Annotated in this window: 1 protein-coding gene; it reads left to right on the forward strand. The window is 81.2% G+C overall.

Annotated elements, in window-relative coordinates; genetic code table 11:
* A partial coding sequence (locus VR44_RS28445; RefSeq protein ID WP_045950478.1) for an MFS transporter occupies nucleotides 1-616 on the forward strand: 616 nt, incomplete at both ends.

The following is a 616-nucleotide window of genomic DNA, read 5'->3' on the forward strand; positions in this document are numbered from 1 at the left end:
CTGCTGGGCCGGGCCCCGGTGCCGGTGGTGCTGGCGGTGGCGGTGCTGGGCGGGTCCTGCGGGCCGGTGGTGACGGGCGGGCTGTCGAGCCTGGTCGCGGGGCTGGTCCCGGAGGGGCCCCGGCGGGACCGGGCGTACGGGTGGGACGCCTCGACGTACAACGCGGCCGCGGTGACGGCCCCCGCGGTGGTCAGCCTGGCGGGGGCGGCGTTCTCGGCGGGGCCCGCGATGGGGGTGCTGGCACTGTCGGCGGTCCTGGCCGCAGCTCTGGCCGCCTCCCTGCCGTACGCGGACGCGGACCCGGGCGCGGGCTCCCCGCCGGAGCGGCCCCGGGCCGGGCTGGGGGCGGGGCTGGCCGCGCTGTGGCGGGTCCGGGAGCTGCGGGCGATCACCTCGGCGACCACCCTGGCCTTCGTCGGCGTCGGGGCCCTGACCACCACCTCGGTGCTGCTGGCCCGGGGGCTCGGCAGCCCCGGCGCGGGCGGTGTGCTGATGACGGCCTTCGCGCTCGGCGCGCTGGCCGGGTCCCTGACGCTGGGCCGGATGACCTCGGTGGCACCGGCCCGGCTGGCCCGCTGGGCGATGGCGGGGACCGGGGCGGCGCTCGCGGCGGCGG

This window comes from Streptomyces katrae (genome assembly GCF_000966975.1).
GTDB classification, from domain to species: Bacteria; Actinomycetota; Actinomycetes; order Streptomycetales; family Streptomycetaceae; genus Streptomyces; species Streptomyces katrae.